Consider the following 17,222-nt stretch of genomic DNA (forward strand, 5'->3'; position numbering starts at 1 on the left):
GGTGATCGTTAAAATAGAGCGTGCGCGTCCTATTGATGTTTCATTCTGGTGTAAGCGAGTTGCAGGGCATTCAGTGTAAAACGAAGCAGCCACCAGTTTCCTCGCTCAATCTTTTCCACTCGGTGTGCGTCGTGATAGTGACTTCGGTCAGGAACTTTTTCGGCTCACTGCCCCATCGCGCCGAGTGCTAGGATGAACGCGCCTGCAGAGCACACCAGCATACTGACTACGATGGGCAGCAAGGCGTCGCCGCCGTAGATCGAGGACGGAACATTATAGATAAAAGATGAGTGGGTAATGAACCGCAGCACTTTGAGATGACGAGACGAAAACGGGGGACCGTTGCCGGTATCCTCATTCGCTTTGCCGACCGAAGTGAAGGAAGTCACGGGATATCGACAGCTAATTCAGGCACAAAAATGCCAATTTCAGCGCTATTGACTGTAAGCCGAAGCCGGCGGCAGATTGCAGATACGGTGGATTGTCACAACACGACGATTAACGAGTGCCGGTCTTGGAAAAATTCTGAACTACACCAGGATTGAGCAGCGCCCAGCAAAGATTGAGACCCAGCTTACGATCGACTACTAAGAAAGAAAACAATATGATTCAAGACCATAAACAACGACGACACTGCAACCTTGGTTGAGAGCTGCAGTAGCCATCTCCTAGCGGGTCAGCTATCGGAGGTGAATGCCACATCAATGCGATAGCCCTCTCAGTCAACGAACGAACATCAATGTCCGCCTTCCTCCCGCATCATGCCTAGAATCTGCTTCTCCATCGCTGCATATTCAGGGTGACCGCGCATATCCTCACGGGTGTTGATCTCCTTGCAGGCCTTAAAGGGTGGGTACAGAATGGTTTTCACGCGTCCCGGATGACGTGACAGGAAGACGATTTGGTCGCCCAGCAGCAACGCTTCCTCGACATCGTGGGTAACCATCACCACCGTCATACGTTCTTTGCGGATCACGTCGAGCAGCAGCTCCTGCATTTGCCAACGCGTCTCCGCGTCCAGTGCGCCGAAAGGCTCGTCCATCAGCAATACTTTGGGGCTATTGGCCAGGGCGCGTGCCAGGGCGACGCGTTGGCGCATGCCACCGGATAATTGGTGAGGATAGGCACCGGCAAAAGCACTCAGGCCGACACGCTCGAGAAAATAATCGACCGTGCCCTCCTTTGACGCAATGACATCCCCGTTTATTCGCAGACCGTACGCCACGTTCTCACGGACCTTGAGCCAGGGAAATGAGGTATAGCCTTGAAACACCATGCCCCTATCCCTGTTCGGCCCGCGCACCAATTCACCATTGAGGCTGACGTTGCCGCTGGACGGACGTTCAAGCCCGGCCATCATGCGTAACACGGTGGACTTGCCGCAGCCCGAAGGGCCAAGCAGGACGCACACCTGCCGTGGGTCGACGTCAAAACTGACGCCTTCCACGGCAACGACTTGTTTGCCGTTGTCGGCAAACACCTTGCCAACCTGATTAATCTGCAAACCTTGAAAGCCGGCATCCAGATTGACTGCTTGCGCACTCATTTTGCTTTCAGCGCCGCCTTGAGCGGGCTCAGTTCAACACCGGTAGTCCAATCGTGCATGGCGTCGGCCATACCGAACTTTTGCCACCAGGTATTGGTGGTGTTCCAGTGCTGAACAATCTGACCATTGGTCATACCTAACGGCAGCTCGCCCTCGGCCACACCCATAAAGCGCCCGGCTTCCTCCAAATCGAACACCATGATGCCGCCCTTGTAGATCTCACCATCAGTACCGATGACCATCTCCACATCGCTGACATTGAACTGAATCGCTTCAGCAATAATACGATTGCCTTCTTCCGGATTGGCCTTCCAGTAATCGACTGCCTTGAAATAGGCTTCCACCGCCAGATTGGCTGCTTCCGGGCGCTCAGTCAGAAAGGCTTCGCTCATATACATGCCGTCGCCCAGCAACGCGGTACTGATCCAGTCATCTTCGCTCGAATCCGCAACCACCCGGGCGCCAGGCATATTTTTCAGCAGCTGGCTGCCAAAGGGCTCCCAAAGCTCGACCGCACTGACACTGCCGCCCAGCATGGCGCCCACGGCCTCATCCATGATCACGTTGACGAACTCAACTTGGTCGATGGAAACACCATTTTGTTCCAGCCAGATACCCATGAAGATCTGCGTCAGGCCTCCTTCCATCACTGCGATTTTCTTGCCAATCAGGTCCTTTGCAGATTCGATGCCCGGTGCCAAGATGATTTTGTCGGTACCGAACGAAGGGTTAGTATAGGTCACCAACTTGACTGGCACACCCTTATCAACCGCAATCGGGCCGTACTCAACTGTGCTAGAGGTAATATCCAACTGACCGGCTGTCATCAGGCCAAAGCTTTCATACGGATCTTCAATAATAATAATATTCAGGTCCAGTTTGGGCACCAGATTTTTTTCCTTAGCGATGAACCAGAAGCCATAACCAGGCCACGAGAACAACGACACATTAACCTTCTCCGTCGCCTGAGCGATCCCTGTAGCGCACGTGAATGCTGCGCCCAGTAAACACCCTTTGGCTGCCTTGCTCCAGTTACTCGATCGCATAGTAAATCTCCTAAATGAATGGATCTTTGAACCCTTTCCGCGACGGCCGCGGCGCGAAAGGCTTACCTCTCCCGCTGCCGTAAATACGGAAACGCCAACCAGTGCACCCCTCGAAAAGCCAAATCACACAACAATCCCAGCGCGCCGATCACCACAATCCCGGCCATGATGTCATCCACGTAAACAAAACGTCTGGCTCGCATCATCATTGCTCCGATGCCGTCTGTGGCAGCGACGATCTCCGCAATCACCAGGTAAGTCCAACTCACTGCGAGCATCTGACGGCAAGTATCAACAATTCCAGGCAATGCCGCGGGTACCACTACCGTCCAAAGAATCACTCGGCGTGAGCCGCCCAGAGTCTTTGATGTCTCAATAAAATCTGCAGGCACTTGCCGCACCACATCACTGACCAATGTGATCAGAAACCACACCACGCCGAGGACCAGCAGCGCAATCTTCTGTTCATTCCCCGTACCTAGCCACATCAACAAGAGTGGAATAAAAGCGGGCGCAGGCAAGTAGCGAAAGGCCGAAACCAGGGGATTGAAGAACGCCGACACCAGCGGGAACGCTCCCATCAGCACTCCCAGCGGAACAGCAACCGCCACCGCCAGCGCAAAACTAACACCAATGCGCTTGAGACTACTCAGCACGTCAACGCTGAACTCGCGCTCCAGAAACAGTTCGCGCAGCGCCTCAAACACCTGTAGCGGCCCCGGAAAAAGCGGGCTTAGTGTTCCCTTAGCTGTTGCAGCTAAATGCCACGTTAATACAAAAACCAACCACGCTGTCACGCCTAACATCAGTTTGACACCCGGTGCTACGGGCTGCTTGAAGTCAAGGCTATCCCAGACTGCTGCCATGAATCCCGGCATCAGTGCTCTCCACCCAAAGCCTGCTCAACAAGAAAAAAAAGCATCAGAATGCAGTGAGGAACGACAATGCATTAACCCCCACTGCCTTACCGTCACGTACCGTTTCGCGCACATCCGCCGTGCCGTATTCCTCAGCCAGCACCCGACTAACCCGGTGTTGATGAAAGCTCTTCACCTGCCCCCACATACTCAGCTGCTGCGGGCAGTTATCACCATATAGACTGTCGTGAAACGTGGGCAATCGATACCAGGCAGTGTTGGGTTTAGTGTGGTGAGCGTTGTGATAGGGAAAATTTAACGCCAGCAGGTTCAACCAAGGCCACCGCGCCGAAATCAAATTGCTATAGGTATTGTGCTCTTCGTATTCACGGTTCCCTTTGTAAGGCGGTTTGATATCGGCTGTGTCCAACGTGTAGAAAATTTCGTAATTGTGTTGAAAGGAATCCATGAACCGCAAAACCGTCAAAAACAGGCAGTAAGCAACGGAATACCCCAGCGCCACCGGGGGCGCAAGCCACACAAGTAGTGCAAAGAAACTGAAGCGCAGCAAAGTCACCCGCACCACACGGCCACGCTGGGCTTTTTTGCTTTCATAGACAAAGGGCGCTGCGATCAACATGCCGTGCATGACCAGCTCCACCGCCGGGATGTAACACCATTCCAGACCGCAGACGATCTTGTACAGCACCGGCCGCTCTTGCAACCAGACCCGGTAGTCGAAGGCTAACGGCTCGCAGTTGTCGACGTGATGGCGCATATGTTTGTAACGCATGTCTTCATAGGTGCCGTAATGGGAACCGGTGATCACGTTCATCCAGCGCCCGACTCGGGTGTTGTGTTCAACTTTCTTGCACAACGCGTTGTGCCCGCAGTCATGCAACAGATACGCCGCAATTGTCATACCGTGGGCCACCGCGATTACCCCCAGCGCTAGGCTCCACCAGGTGCCCACAAATAACAGGGCCCAGCCACCAAAATAGGTCAACAGCACATATCCGATAGCTAGGGTGTTGGGCAGCATGCCCTCGTCACGCCAGATGTTCTTGTAAACCTGCATTGCATGCGACTCCTGTAATGACCTGCAAAACGTCAGATTCTGTTGACCGGCAGACTGTTATTGTTGCGCAGCCTGCCAAAGTACAAACTGATCACGCTCACGCTCTCCAATCCAGCGATTCATCTGCCAGAGATCTGCAACAGGCATGCCAGTGAAAGGTTGTGTATGCAGATAACCGTCGGGGCCGAATTCCGGGGTCATGCTGCTGGCGGCATAACCGCGACGTACCTGGCTAGCCCAGATGGCTTGCCAACAACGCTCGTGCGAAGCCAGCGCCTCAGCATATTCCGGTGCTGCAGGGTGAGGAACCTGTGGGCCTTGGTCGTAGCCGACACGGCTGTGCACATGATGGGCCCTCTCCGCCACTTCCAAAATGGTGTCCCACTCGGTATCCATCTGCCTCTCACATACCACCACCCAGTGACTGAAATCACAGGTTATGAGCAGATCAGGCAAAGCGCGCAAAACATCGCGCGTTATCCAGGGATTAAAGAACGAGCGACTGCGGTGGGTTTCGAAGCTACAAAGCACGCCATAACGCTCAGCCATGTCCTGGGCGCGGCGGAAGAAATCGATTTGCACGTCCAGAGGCCATGCATCGCAGCCACCCATCACATTGCAAAAACGCGGATTCAACATCAGGCTGCGTTTGATCTTTGTTTCAAGCGAGGCCAAGTGCTCATCTGGCGTGGCATGACGATCAGGCACGTAGCTGCCCGTCGTGCATATCTCGGCAATGTAACTCAAACCATGGTCGGCGAATGTTTGCGCCATACGCTCCCGATCACCTTCATCAGCCGGGGCCGGGGCTTCAATTCCGGTAAAACCAGCATCAACAGCCAGCATCGCGCCCTGCTCAACCGTATCCTCATGGCCCCACAAGGTCTTGTAGATATCCAGTTGCATGCGACGTGCTCCAGCTCGATAGATTGACTAACAAAGCATTAGCAAACGGCATGCCATATAGATGCGACTTTGCATAGGCTTCTGTTTTACATGCTAATAGGCATGTAAGTAGGCTCGGCAGCCTATTAATACACTGCACAGCATTAGAGCAACAGGCGGATCCACGCACCAGATTACCGCGCTAACCAGCGCCTTCGACAACAAAACCAGCCAGACACCTATGATGAGTTATCGTGCACCGAACGCCTGGAACTGTTGCTCGACCGAGAGTTCCAGGCACGGGAGCACCAAAAACAGGCTCGCTTCAAGCTCTGCGCCTCGGTTCAGGACATCGATTACCAACACCGGCGCAATCTCAAAAAAGCACAGGTGCGCAAATGGCCCAAATCGATTGGCTGGAGCGGGGAAAAAAACTACTGACCACCGGTCTCTGTGGCAGCGACTTCAGGAAATTGACTGAACGTGAACACCGAGGAACAAACCTCGGTAGGTGATGCGTTAGGAAAAAGGGTGTTCACGTTCAGCCAGAATGAGTGTTCACGTTCGCCGGAATACGCAAGAGATTCAAACTAGACAATAAAGGGGTATGTCGCTGCCTAAGTAGGTGAACTACGGTTGGTTTGATAACCCACAACGCTTTCAAAAAGCCCCCTAATTTACTAAAACCTTCCAGAAACGCTTGACGTTGATGTTTGAGATTCGGCCGGCTGAAAAAGAACGAGGCTGATGTACACCAAATCGTTACTTTTGCACTTTCGTAGTGCGCAATATGGAGAGTTTTCAGAATTTTTAAACTGATATTTGGCAGCTGTGGACTGTTTTAATGGGCTTTTACTCAAAGGTGCTTTCTGGAGCAATTTTGCGCCGCTCTCTTGATGTCGGGCGAGATGAATCGTACGCACTGATAGACCAGTTAAGTGAGCAGGAGCCGGTTGAGATGGTCTGTAAAACACTTGATGTATCTCGGTCCAGCTATTACGAATATCGTCGCAGGCGGTCCGTAATAGATGCCGAACGAGTGGTTCTGCGAGCTGATGTAAACCGGATATTTCGCAAGAGTCGAAGCTCAGCAGGAGGCCGGATGATCACCACCATGCTCAACGACGAAGGCGTTTTGATTGGACGCTTCAAGCGTTCGTCGACTGATGAGTGAACTGGGGCTGATCTGCAAACAGCCAGGGCCGCATGCATACAAACAGGCAACAGTAGAGAGGCCAGACATTCCCAATAGACTGAATCGTGAGTTCGGCGTCAGTCGCCCAGACCGGGCCTGATGCTGAATTGGTGGTAAGGGGTACACCGAGCGAACTTGCGAGAACACCGAACCACCGAACCGAACAAAAAACACCAACGGTGCCAGAACCTTTGGGGAACAAGGGTTCCCGATTGTTCGCTTCCCCGAACTATCGAACCGAATTTAACCGAACATTGTGTAAAGGAAAAAAGAAGTTCGGCAGGGTTTCCGAACTGCAGGAGGTTGTTTTTAATCTAAAATCGAGTCTTTCAAGCGGATCAGAAGGGGTCTATTTTTTCTGTCCACGATGATCAAATTCTGAACCTCCAAATGCTTAACTGTGTCCGAAACCGCTCGCCCAGTTGAAGTTTTGGTGTTCCCAACCCCTTGGCTTTCACACAGTTCCTAGCCAAAGTATCAACCACGATCAAAGCAGGTGCGCCATGCTCTTCAGTCAGCCTCCGAATCATCCTCACCAAGGCTTCAACATTCTCTCTTTCCGTGAGTGCTACAGCGGTATTGCTGACCATGATGTTTTCAAGGTTCATCCCTCGGTACTTGCACCAGGCGTGAAGCCTTCGACCTATACCGGCGCACCAGGCTGGATGCCGCTGATCTGTTCCCACTGCTTCGCCAAGGCGAGCATTTGATAATCGCTGTACCTTGGTCCGGCAAAACTGACCCCAAATGGCAAACCATCATCGCGCATGCCACCCGGCACGGAAACCACGGACAGTTCGAGCAGATTACCGAAATTCGTGTAGTAAGCCATGTTCCGGTTCAGTTCCAGCGGGTCGGCTTTTACTTCGTCACACCGGTAGAGCGTGCCAGCGGTGGGCATTAGCAAGCAGTCGAAAGAGGCCAGAAGCTGGTGGGCGGCGGTTTTCAAATGGTTCAGCCGGGCGACATCAGTCCAGATGTCATGGCTGGTGACTGTTTCACCTTTCAGAATGCAACCTGCAACCACTTCATTCACACTGTCGGGGTGCTGTTTAATGAAGCTACCCACGGAGTCGTATCGTTCGCTGACAAAAGCACCGTCAAACAGCATAGCGCCCGCTTCTACAAACACACTGAAATCGACCGGTTCAATCTGGGCGCCCTGCGCTTCAAGCGTCTTCAACACGTCTTTGAAGCAGGTTTCGGCCCGAGCGTCACCAAAGAAGTTAAGCCCCTCAGCGTCGGGAATTGCGATCCGGATTCGCTTTAGATCCGGTATTGAGTTCGCCAGTAAACCGGCCGCTCTGTTGTTTTCCATGAGCTGGCGGAACACACACTCCGCCTCAACTGCAGTGCGGGCGAACACGGGTATACAGTCAATGCTTTTATTAGCGTAAACCATACCCTCATTGGAGAGCAGGTGCGGCGTCGGCTTGAAGCCGACAATATTGCACATAGCCGCGGGCAATCGTCCAGAACCGCCGGTATCGCTGCCCAGAGAAAAAGTCACGCAGCCGGTGGAAACCACTACGCCAGACCCAGAGCTGGAACCACCCGGAATAAAATCCGGATTGAACGGGCTGACCGGGTGCGGATCGCTGCGAACGCCTACCACTCCGGTGGCGAATTCATCCATGGTGTTTTTGCCAATCAGCATGGCGCCCAGATCCAGTAGGCGCTGAACAACTGGTGATGTGGTTGTGGAAAGTGTCCGGTAATCCGGGCAGCCTGCCGTCAGCAGCAGCCCTTCAACATGAATGTTGTCCTTTATCGCAAAGGGAATTCCGTAAAGCGGCAAATTAGCATCCAGGGTTGCCAAATGATCGGCGCGGGCCAGTAACTCTGCCTCCGGCACCAGACAAATCCATTCGGCACGCGAGCTTCTCTCGCTGATTCGGCGCAACACCTCCTCAGCAACCTGCCTGGGCACAAACCGCCCTGCTGAATAACCTTCCCTGAGATGGAACAAATCCAGCCCCTGATAAGACGTCAGAGAAACTCGCATGTCCGAATGTATCCTGTCGTTATGGGTGAATGAAATTTAGCCTATTATTTTACAACGCTTTCCAGGTACCCAGGCACGAGGAAGTTTTCGAAAGTTTCTCTTGAAGGCACGTTCGGCAAGCGCTTCTGCTCAAACAGGAAAGTCGAGGTAGAAAGTAGGGTATCTACGAACTGGCCGCGTTTGTTGCTGTCTCCGATGTATTCCGCCGTCAGTTGGTCATCACATGAAACCATCTTGGTACCCTTCATCATGCGCGCAGCGTCCGGCAAGTCCAGTTGGAGTTCCTTGGCGATGATTTCCGCCGTCTCAGCCGGATTGTTCAGCCAGAAGTCGATGCCTTTGCATTCCGCGCGGACAAACTTCTCAACGTAATCCGGGTACTTTTCGGCAAAATCATTCATCACAACGCCCACATCCCAAGTGGGATATCCGCGGGAGGTCATCATACCGGACGTCATGAACAGGTTGGCATCGCCTTCCAGAACACGGCCCAGTGCAGGTTCCCAGAACCAAGCCGCATCGATATCGCCACGGAACCACGCCAGTGCGATGTCGTTGGGCCGCAAATCGATGATATTCATCGATGCGGGGTCGATACCCTCATCATTCAGGGCGTTCATCAACAGGTAATGGGTGGTGGAGCCAAACGGCGCAGCGATGGTCTTGCCCTTAAGGTCTTCCAGACGCTTTATATTCGCCGAGGTGCGAACCGCCATCGCCTCAACATAGTCGAGCATGTTCAGAACCATGATGCCCTGAATCGGCAGGCCCCGGGTAACACCGATCGCCGTGGGCGGGTTGCCCAGACCACCAAAATCTACCTGATCCCCTGCGATGGCCCTCAGCATGTCGCCACCGCCACCAACATTGATATAGTTGATCTTCACACCGGGCATTTCCTTTTGCACAAGCCCTAGTGACTTGGTCACTAACTGGGCGTTAACCAAATTCAAGTAACCGATGGTCACTTCTTCTGGCGCGGCGGCTTGGGCTTGTGCGGCTCCAATACTGAGGCCCAATGCGGTTACAGCTGAAAGTATTAACGTTTTCATGGTGTTCTCCGTAGGGTTTTTGATATTCACTCAAAGAGTCTTGAGTTTGGTCCAGGGCATGATGATTCGGCCTGCGAGCTTGAGAACCTGATCCAGTGCCATTCCGGTGATTCCCAAGACAATCAGGCCCATGATGACGATGTCGCCCATCAGGAACTTGGCGGCATCCCAGATCATCCAGCCAATACCCGCCGTGGCCGCGACTATCTCCGCTGCGACCAAAACGGTGTAAACGAATCCGAGCGAAATCCGCATCCCGGTGAGGATGGTGGGGCCGGAACCGGGCAGATAGACTTCCCGGACAAGGTCCCAGCGACTGGCGCCCAGAGAACGCGCTGCACGGATGTAATTCGGGTTGATGTCCGACACTGCCTGAATGGTGGCGATGATGATGCCGGGCAAGCCGGCCAAGAAAAGCAACGCCAGCTTTGACGATTCACCAATACCCAGCCACATCACCAGTAGGGTATAGAGCCCCAGTGGCGGCAGCGGCCGGTAGAATTCGATGATCGGGTTACAGATCCGGTGAGCAGACCGGGAAGTACCCATCATCACACCCAGCGGAATGCCCACCAGACAAGCTGCTGCAAAAGCAGTAAGAATTCGGTACAGGCTGGTCGCGATGTGTTCAACCAGCGTGGAGCCCTGATAGCCGGTCGTTGCCACCTCGACAAACGATTGCCAGACACTGACCGGCGACGGCAGAAACAGCGGATTGGCCCAGCCCATGCCTGTCACCAGGAACCAGGTACCAAGCACCACTGCAACCGTCAGAAAGGACAGGTATTTGCCGTTCTCAATGTTTTTACGAATTATCGGAGGCATTCGCATCTGTCGCTGGGGTATTCCGTCGTCGAAGGAAATCGCCCGCGGGGTGTCTTCGTTATGAATACCCATTTCGTTCACCTACTTTGCAACGCCGAGAATGTTGGGAATGGCCAGCGCCAGTATCTTCATGGCAGCCACCGATTTAGTTATCGAAATACTTTCATTCACCGGCGACCAACCGTCCTCACCAGGCCCGAAAGTCACCGCATTCATTCCCGCCTCGCGAAAACGGATGGTGTCGTTAAACGCATTCTTGCGGTTCGGAATCGGAGCTTCGCCCAGCACTTTGTGATAGGCCGCAGCCAGCGATACATTCGGTTCTTCCTGCATCGGAACTGGCTCTGTGCCGTTGACAAACAGGGAGCCGAATAGCTGCGCCACTTCGAATTCCGTATCCTTATGACCGATGAGCGTTTCGGAGACGGTGGTTGAGATATCCTCTACCACCGATTCAATGGTCATCCCGGGAAGAATGCCGACCACTGCCAGCGTCAGTTCGCAGGAATCCGGAGTGAACTGCATTTCACCGGGCAGGCCGCCTGCCATCCTGACCACGCAAGCGCAGGGTGGCGTATGGCCCGGAAACTCGGAGGGGTTGTGGCGAAAAGCCATGGCGTTGATCACCGGCACCAGTTCCGATGCTTCGGAAATAGCATTAACGCCGGTATCCGGACGCCAGATGTGGGATTTGATTCCCCGCACCACCAGCCGCACCAGACAGTGTCCAGAGTTGGCCACCGATAGGTTCATACCCCAGTCTTCGGCGCTTTTGCCCCAAGCTGTTGGTTCTATGGTGATGGAGTGGTCGGCCCTGATGCCGATGGTTTTGGTAAGGTAGATCGAGCCATGAACCCCGTCTTTTTCCTCATCCACCGTATAGCAGCAGATCAGATCGCCTTTGAGCCTGACGCCGCTGTCTAGCACCGCCTTGACCGCCAGCAACGAGGCTGCCAAATTGGCTCTGGTGTCCGACGTGCCGCGGCCGTAGATCCAGTCGCCATGGCGGGTCGCCTTGAACGGGTCACCGCCGCACTTGTCCCAGCGCTCGGGCTCAACCGCCGGATAGGTATCCAGGTGATCGTTAATCATTAACGACGGGCCGCCGCCCTCGCCTTTCAGCACCCCAACTATGTTCGGGCGCTTGCTCTGGGAGGCGTATTTTTTCACTTCGAAACCCATGGCTTCCAGCTTACCCGCAACAAACAGTGCGTAGGCTTCTTCTTCACCAGCGGGGATGTCAGGGTCCAGCGGATTGGTTGAATTGGGCTGACCGATGGCCACCATTTCGATGGTCAGATCGATCCATTCCTGCTCATCAATGCTCCCGATCAGGGAAGCTTGCAGGGATTCTGCGAAATTAATTGTCATAGTCTGTCCTTGAATGTCAGAAATCAGCGTTTACAATTTTTAGACCCAGCACCGCCAGCGTTGACAGCATCAGCAGGGTCGTTATCAGGTCAAAGAGCAGAGTCGGCAGCCGGTTAACCAGAAACTGCCCGACAACCAGGCCGCCGAGCGTGGGGGCCAGGTAGAACACCACGTTGTCCAACACGTTCTGCGAAAGCCCACTCAGTAACACCGAAATAATCAGCATGCCGCTGTAAGAACCAACCATCAGAGCGAACACGGTTGCTCGCACCCGGTCTGGAGCATGCCCCCTGCTCCTCAGAAAAATCAGCGCCAAGGGTCCTGGCATGGCCAGGGTTGCACTCATTGCACCGGATCCCATGCCGTACATCAGGCCGGCCAGACTGCGTGAAGGTTGCATTTCTTCCGGCGCAGTCGGCGCGGCGGATCGCATCAGCGCATTGACATACCGGACCAGGGAGTAGCCCAAGGCAACAAGCGCCGCCAGCCGGATACCAGTGATCGGCAAAACCAGCAATAACCCGCTCCCCAGCAGCAAACCAATCCCACTGCCTGTGGCAAGCCCGGCCAGTTCTTTCGGCACAATATGACCGCGCACAAAGGGCGTAATGACACCCGCCAAAATCAGGGTCAGAGTGCCGGTGATCTGTATGGCATCCACCGGTTCGTGAAACGCCAGCAACATTGGCGCGACAATCAGACCAAAACCCAGCCCTGTAGTGGTCTGCACCAGTGCACCTAGAAAACACACCATCAGAATCAACATTTCCATCGACATAGGCGGTCCTAAAACGTGCTCAGGGCTTCAGCACGGATGATTTCCATACAGTCACGTTTAATTTCCAAAAACTTGGCTTCAGATGAAATCATCTGCGTTCTCGGCCGGGGCAGCGGATTGGCGATGTCTTTCACGATTCGCCCCGGCGACGCGCTCATCAACAGAATGCGATCAGAAAGGAAGATCGCCTCGTCCACATCGTGGGTTACGAACACAACCGTGGTGCCAAACTCTTCCCACAGGCTCAGCAGGTTCTCCTGCATCATCAGGCGGGTCTGGTAGTCCAGCGCAGCAAAAGGCTCGTCCATTAATAAAACTCTGGGAAAGGTTGCCAGCGCGCGGGCAATGCCTACCCGTTGTTGCATCCCGCCAGATAGCTGATCCGGATAGTGGTTCTCGTATTTTTGCAGCCCTACCATCTTCAGGAAGTGGTTAACTGTGCTGGAAGCCTCTATGTCTCCTGTGAACTTTGGGCCCAGCTCAATGTTCGCCCGAACTGTTTTCCAAGGCAGCAAGGAGTGCTGCTGGAACACCATGCTGCGGTCCGCGCCTGGTTGCTCGATGGCGTTGCCGTCCAGCAGGGCCCGACCTTCTGTCGCTTTCACAAACCCGGCAATCACGTTTAACAGCGTGGATTTTCCGCATCCAGACGGCCCGAGTACGCAGACAAATTCGCCGGGGTGAATGGTCAGGCTGGTTTTGGAAAGGGCCACGGTCTGACCGACATCCGAGTTGTAGGTAACTTCCAGACCGTCTGTCCGGATCTCACCCTTGTCAGTCACTTTTCGGACCCTGGTTTTCACGTTTTGCTGCGCTGTGTTCATGATCAATGGCCTGTCGCTGAATTAACCCAGATGGGCCCGGACGATTTCCATGCCGAAACGAAACCGGTCACCGCGGTAAAAAAGGTTTTCGTAAAGCAGAGGTTCACCTGAACGATCCAGAATCGTTCTCTCGATGTGCAGCGCTGCGCTGCCCGGCTCCATGTTGAGAAACCCGGCAAGCTCGCTGTCACAGATCATGGATTCCAGATTGACTCGGGCCGAACCGATGGCAATTCCGCATTCATTTTCAAGCACATCGAAAAGGTCCCGCTGCTCAAGATCGGCATTGCCAAATCCATCGCTGACATGGGTGGGTGCGTAGGTGATATCGAAGGCCAGAGGTTCACAGTTCAGGTATCGCAGCCGCTGAATCCGTGTGGCGCGCACACCGTTAGCAAGCTTTAGGCAGCTGGCCACGGTGTCTTTTGGAACCTCTGTGGTGATTGAAATAAGCTTGGAAAAAGCAGCCTGTCCAATGCTGGCTGCGCTCTCACCAAAGCCTTTCAGTGTTGACACGTCAAACTGGGCTTTCGCTAACGATACAAAGGTGCCTTTACCGTTGATCTTGAAAATCAGGCCATCCCGCTGAAGCTGGCTTAGTGCCTGCCGGACGGTGATGCGGCTGACCGAAAAAGCCTCGATCATTTGCCGCTCACTGGGCAGCTTCTGGTGCGGAACGTAAGTACCGTCCAGAATTTTCCGCCGGATACTTTCCTTCACTTGCTGGAAAAGCGGCATCGGTACAACGTTTACATCGCTTAGTTGATTTTCCATACCTGTTTCGTTGCAACCTATTATGACCAGTTACATTAGGTTGTGCATGGGTTATGCCAGGCTGTAAAAACTCATATTTTTCAGTTTTATATGGATTTTCGCAATGTAGGCTTTGCTTAAAAAATGCACTCATCCGAACCAGAAATCAGGGGGAAGCACCTTTTGCGTGCGTCTTTCACCGTCAGACGCCGTTGAGCCGGAGAACCTGTACTATTAGCGGACCAGAAGAGATGAGCATGTCAGTATTTCAGCCTTGGGGAACCGCAATCTGATAGGCCAAATCAAAAACCGTCCTCAGGCGTAGGACCAGACTCTCAACATGTATCTTAACTTTGCGTTGCCATAGCCCTGCCAGATGTCTACTGTGGCGGCGACCCGTTGGCCGGCTTGATCACTTTCCCCAATCGCCAATCAAATCAATGTCCGTTTTTCAAAATCACACCCTGAGGTTTTCATGTTTTCTGGATTGAGCTCTGTTTTCCGATCAGTGATGCGGCTGAGTCTTGTTTCTCAGATTGCCATCGGCATTGCAGCCGGTGTACTGCTGGTCATTATATCGCCAGAGGTTGCGGGCTCTTTTGCGCTTCTCGGTCAGCTGTTTGTCTCGGCCTTAAAAGCCGTGGCGCCTGTATTAGTTTTTGTGCTGGTGGCTGCCGCCATCTCAGGGCATAAACAAGGGCAGCCCACCCATATCCGCGGGGTATTGGTTCTTTACATCACAGGAACGCTTGCGGCAGCCGTGGTTGCAGTGACGGCCAGTTTTCTGATGCCCACAGAGCTAACCCTGGACCTGACGGGGGTGACTGGCAATCCGCCTTCGGGTGTTGGCGAAATTCTGACAAATTTGTTACTCAGCGCTGTCGCCAATCCTGTAACAGCACTGATGGAAGCCAACTTCATCGCCATACTGGCTTGGGCGATTGGTCTTGGTTTTATGTTGCGTAACGCCAGCGAGGCCACGCGCCAAGGTCTTAACGACCTTTCTGACGCTGTCTCCGGAATTGTTCGTGGCGTTATCCGCCTTGCGCCTCTGGGCATTTTTGGGCTTGTTGCTAATACGCTGGCAGAGGCGGGCGTGGGTGCTTTGCTGGAGTATGGCCAGCTGCTTGGGGTTATTGTCGGCTGCATGGTGTTTGTGGCGCTGGTAACGAATCCGTTACTGGTGTTCTGGCAGATTCGCAGCAACCCTTACCCGCTGGTGTTCGAATGTTTGCGCGGCAGCGCTATCACCGCTTTTTTCACCCGCAGCTCGGCTGCTAACATACCCGTTAATCTTGCGCTGTGTGAGCGCATGAAGCTGGATCCAGACACCTACGCAATTTCTATCCCACTGGGCGCAACCATCAACATGGCCGGCGCCGCTATCACTATTTCGGTGATTACTCTGGCTACGGCGAATACCCTTGGCATTCCCGTTGATTTTCCCACCGCACTGATTCTTTGCGTGGTCTCGGCCCTGGCGGCTTGCGGTGTTTCCGGCGTCGCCGGCGGCTCGTTGCTTTTAATTCCTCTGGCAACCAGTCTTTTTGGCGTGCCCATTGAAGTTGCCATGCAGGTGGTCGCTATTGGCTTCGTGATCAGCGTGGTGCAAGATTCCACTGAAACAGCCCTTAACTCTTCCACCGACGTGCTGTTCACGGCGGCAGCCTGTCGACGGGCAGAAGCCCGGCAAAAAGGATGAGTTTTGAAGATTGAAGGTTGAGCGGTATCGCAAATCAGGGTGTACGACATGCTAGAAAAGTCCCAGAACCTCGTTTTTGTTGGTATGCCCGGCAGCGGTAAAAGCACGGTGGGTGTGCTGGTTGCCAAGAGACTCGGACTGGGCTTTATCGACACCGATTTATTGATACAGCAAGAAACCGGCCGTACGCTTCAGCACATTGTTGACCAGGATGGATACGTTGCTTTGCGGAAGGCAGAGGAACAGGTGCTGTTGAACTTGAATGCGCAACAGCACGTCATCAGCACCGGTGGCAGCGCCGTCTATAGTGACGCAGCCATGAGGCATCTCAAGACCGGAGGCACCGTTGTCTTCCTCGACATCTCTCTGGATACGGTGTTTGCGCGGATTGGTGATTTCAGCCTCAGGGGTATTTCAAAGAAGCCTAACCAATCGCTTTTAGAGCTTTATGAGGAGCGGTCCGCCCTGTATTCCCGCTATGCTGATCTGACGATTCGGGGCGATGCCCTGAACCACGAGCAGGTTTGCGACGCTTTGATAGACGGCCTGGGCAGCATTAAAAACCCGGCGGCACCAAACAGTTAAGTCGCTGGCGTCACGGCACCATGTCATCTGGATCAACTAACCCAAGTTCGAGCCCGACAGTGTAAAAACCAGTGACCGAAAATTCGCTGATTTCGCTGGACGTGTGGGCAACCGTAATACCTCGACACAGGTGCGAGCACGCGGCCTTGGTCACTTCCTGCAACAACGCAAAATCACGGAAGTAGTCTTTTAGTGGGTTTTCGCCCAGAGCTTTACGTTTTTGATTCTTCCTGTCGATGCGATCCTCGATTGCCCTTTCCAAACGTTCCATTATTCCTGGCCGGCTATCGTTTAACACATCGACTAGCTGGGAATATTTAACCTCCAGGATCACATTGTCTCGGTCAGCATTGGGCGAGTGGTACTCAGCGATCTCCTCGTCTAGACAGACGAGGCCGCGGGACAAACCAAATCTGGCCGCAACCAAAGGTGTAATTGCAGAGATACCCCGCTCTTCCAGCGGGTCACCTTGTGTGATGAGGAGCTTTGGCTTTTGTACCTGATTTTGGCCCCAGTACGACATAAGTCGTTCTGCAACCTCAGCTGCCACAAGCGCAGGGTCCCGTGGGTCGTAGCCACCCATTCCCTCGATCACAACAGGATGATACTGGCCGAGTAATAACAGTAAGTTTTGTGTCAACGTTATTCATCCCCACTACACAGCGCTACCAATGTTATTTGCCAGGCACTTAATTTTTAACTCACGCTCACCATCATCCC

16 protein-coding genes and 1 pseudogene are annotated in these 17,222 nt (G+C 53.7%); 3 read left to right on the top strand and 14 right to left on the bottom strand.

From position 1 onward, the window contains the following. Positions 1-736 precede the first annotated feature (736 nt). The 5 genes from MRBBS_RS15575 to MRBBS_RS15595 form a co-directional block, all read right to left on the bottom strand. The gene (locus MRBBS_RS15575) at positions 737-1,546 is read right to left on the bottom strand and encodes an ABC transporter ATP-binding protein (protein WP_014872533.1); all 810 of its coding nucleotides are present in this window, start codon (positions 1,544-1,546) and stop codon (positions 737-739) included. After that, positions 1,543-2,493 (bottom strand): ABC transporter substrate-binding protein, encoded by a 951-nt coding sequence (locus MRBBS_RS15580; protein ID WP_014872534.1) that lies wholly within the window; start codon positions 2,491-2,493, stop codon positions 1,543-1,545. The genes MRBBS_RS15575 and MRBBS_RS15580 overlap by 4 nt, the downstream gene beginning before the upstream one ends. A 161-nt stretch (positions 2,494-2,654) precedes the next feature. After that, entirely contained in the window at positions 2,655-3,470 is an 816-nt protein-coding gene (locus MRBBS_RS15585; RefSeq protein WP_201764322.1) for an ABC transporter permease, read from the bottom strand. A 43-nt stretch (positions 3,471-3,513) separates the two neighbouring features. After that, positions 3,514-4,527, bottom strand: a complete 1,014-nt coding sequence (locus MRBBS_RS15590; RefSeq protein ID WP_014872536.1) for a fatty acid desaturase — start codon at positions 4,525-4,527, stop codon at positions 3,514-3,516. A gap of 57 nt (positions 4,528-4,584) precedes the next feature. Next, positions 4,585-5,433 (bottom strand): sugar phosphate isomerase/epimerase family protein, encoded by an 849-nt coding sequence (locus tag MRBBS_RS15595; RefSeq protein WP_014872537.1) that lies wholly within the window; start codon positions 5,431-5,433, stop codon positions 4,585-4,587. Between the two features lie 865 nt (positions 5,434-6,298). Between MRBBS_RS15595 and MRBBS_RS19195 the strand changes: the two are divergent. Next, a pseudogene (locus MRBBS_RS19195) lies at positions 6,299-6,701 on the top strand (IS3 family transposase); the annotation flags it as partial. A 277-nt stretch (positions 6,702-6,978) separates the two neighbouring features. On the opposite strand, the gene MRBBS_RS15600 reads toward MRBBS_RS19195, so the two are convergent. The 8 genes from MRBBS_RS15600 to MRBBS_RS15635 are packed head-to-tail and all read right to left on the bottom strand — an operon-like array spanning position 6,979 to position 14,236. Further along, a complete protein-coding gene (locus MRBBS_RS15600) occupies positions 6,979-7,215 on the bottom strand; it encodes a hypothetical protein (protein WP_041635333.1) in 237 nt (78 codons plus the stop codon). 35 nt (positions 7,216-7,250) lie between these two features. Next, positions 7,251-8,612 (bottom strand): amidase family protein, encoded by a 1,362-nt coding sequence (locus MRBBS_RS15605; RefSeq protein ID WP_014872541.1) that lies wholly within the window; start codon positions 8,610-8,612, stop codon positions 7,251-7,253. A 44-nt stretch (positions 8,613-8,656) separates the two neighbouring features. Continuing rightward, on the bottom strand, positions 8,657-9,664 hold the full coding sequence (locus MRBBS_RS15610) for an ABC transporter substrate-binding protein (protein WP_014872542.1): 1,008 nt from the start codon (positions 9,662-9,664) through the stop codon (positions 8,657-8,659). A 30-nt stretch (positions 9,665-9,694) separates the two neighbouring features. Next, on the bottom strand, positions 9,695-10,561 hold the full coding sequence (locus tag MRBBS_RS15615; RefSeq protein ID WP_014872543.1) for an ABC transporter permease: 867 nt from the start codon (positions 10,559-10,561) through the stop codon (positions 9,695-9,697). A gap of 9 nt (positions 10,562-10,570) precedes the next feature. After that, positions 10,571-11,860: a M20 family metallopeptidase gene (locus tag MRBBS_RS15620; RefSeq protein WP_014872544.1), complete on the bottom strand. Its 1,290-nt coding sequence runs from the start codon at positions 11,858-11,860 to the stop codon at positions 10,571-10,573. Positions 11,861-11,876: 16 nt separating this feature from the next. Next, complete coding sequence (locus MRBBS_RS15625) at positions 11,877-12,638, bottom strand: TSUP family transporter (protein WP_014872545.1); 762 nt, start codon at positions 12,636-12,638, stop codon at positions 11,877-11,879. An 8-nt stretch (positions 12,639-12,646) separates the two neighbouring features. Beyond that, complete coding sequence (locus MRBBS_RS15630; protein ID WP_014872546.1) at positions 12,647-13,462, bottom strand: ABC transporter ATP-binding protein; 816 nt, start codon at positions 13,460-13,462, stop codon at positions 12,647-12,649. Between the two features lie 21 nt (positions 13,463-13,483). Then, complete coding sequence (locus MRBBS_RS15635; RefSeq protein WP_014872547.1) at positions 13,484-14,236, bottom strand: GntR family transcriptional regulator; 753 nt, start codon at positions 14,234-14,236, stop codon at positions 13,484-13,486. A 454-nt stretch (positions 14,237-14,690) separates the two neighbouring features. Between MRBBS_RS15635 and sstT the strand changes: the two genes are divergently transcribed. Further along, a complete protein-coding gene (gene sstT / locus MRBBS_RS15640) occupies positions 14,691-15,917 on the top strand; it encodes a serine/threonine transporter SstT (RefSeq protein ID WP_014872549.1) in 1,227 nt (408 codons plus the stop codon). Positions 15,918-15,965: 48 nt separating this feature from the next. Next, a complete protein-coding gene (locus MRBBS_RS15645; protein WP_014872550.1) occupies positions 15,966-16,502 on the top strand; it encodes a shikimate kinase in 537 nt (178 codons plus the stop codon). Positions 16,503-16,512: 10 nt separating this feature from the next. On the opposite strand, the gene MRBBS_RS15650 is transcribed toward MRBBS_RS15645, so the two are convergent. Then, positions 16,513-17,142 (bottom strand): hypothetical protein, encoded by a 630-nt coding sequence (locus tag MRBBS_RS15650; protein WP_041635334.1) that lies wholly within the window; start codon positions 17,140-17,142, stop codon positions 16,513-16,515. Between the last annotated feature and the right edge of the window lie 80 nt (positions 17,143-17,222).

The organism is Marinobacter sp. BSs20148 (assembly GCF_000283275.1).
Lineage (GTDB): Bacteria > Pseudomonadota > Gammaproteobacteria > Pseudomonadales > Oleiphilaceae > Marinobacter > Marinobacter psychrophilus.